Origin of the sequence: Streptomyces sp. MCA2, assembly GCF_023544705.1 — a bacterium.
In the GTDB taxonomy this organism is placed as follows: Bacteria; Actinomycetota; Actinomycetes; order Streptomycetales; family Streptomycetaceae; genus Streptomyces; species Streptomyces decoyicus.
In genome coordinates, this window is record NZ_JAMJFM010000126.1 from 1 (window position 1) to 900 (window position 900).

The 900-nt window shown below is 70.1% G+C and carries 1 protein-coding gene; it reads left to right on the top strand.

All coding sequences use genetic code 11. The annotated features are described in order from the left end of the window. Window positions 1-900: condensation domain-containing protein (locus tag M8I34_RS41100; RefSeq protein WP_250058166.1), on the top strand; the 900-nt coding region annotated here is incomplete at both ends.

A 900-nucleotide genomic window follows, 5' to 3' on the forward strand; every position in this document is an offset into this window, starting at 1 on the left:
ACCAGCCGCATCCGCACCACCCTCAACACCGAACTCACCGTCCGCGACCTCTTCGAAGCACCCACCGTCGCCACCCTCGCCACCCGCCTCCACCACACCACCGGAGCGCGGGCCCCGCTCACCCCGAGGCCTCGCCCCGACCGGATCCCGCTCTCCCCCGCTCAGCATCGCCTTTGGTTCCTGCACCAGTTGGAGGGGCCGAGCGCGACCTACAACGTGCCGATGGTGCTCCGGCTGACCGGCGAACTCGACACCGCAGCACTACGCGACGCCCTCCACGACCTCACCGACCGGCACGAAACCCTGCGCACGGTCTTCCCCGAGTACGGCGGGACGCCCTACCAGCACGTCCTGCACGGTGACGCCGCCCGGCCGGTCATCGACATCGTCCCCGTCAACGAAGACGACCTGGACACCGCCGTCAGCCAGGCGGTCACCCACACCTTCGACCTGACCAAGGACGTGCCCCTGCGCGCCTGGGTCTTCACCACGGGGACCGACCAGCACACCCTGCTGATCCTGGCCCACCACATCGCCGGCGACGGCTGGTCCATGGGCCCCCTCGCCCAGGACCTCGCCACCGCCTACGCGGCCCGCTGTGACGGAAACGCTCCGCAATGGGCGCCACTGCCCGTCCAGTACGCCGACTACACCCTCTGGCAGCGCGAAGTCCTCGGTGACGAGAGCGATCCGCAGAGCCTCATCTCCCGCCAGATCGACTACTGGCGCACCACCCTCACTGCTCTCCCCGACCACCTCGAACTCCCCACCGACCGGCCCCGGCCCGCCATCGCCGGCCACCAGGGCGGCAGCGTCCCCTTCGCCTGGGACACCGACCTCCACCACGGCATCACCCGCCTGGCCCGCGAACACCAAGCCAGCGTCTTCATGGTCGTACAG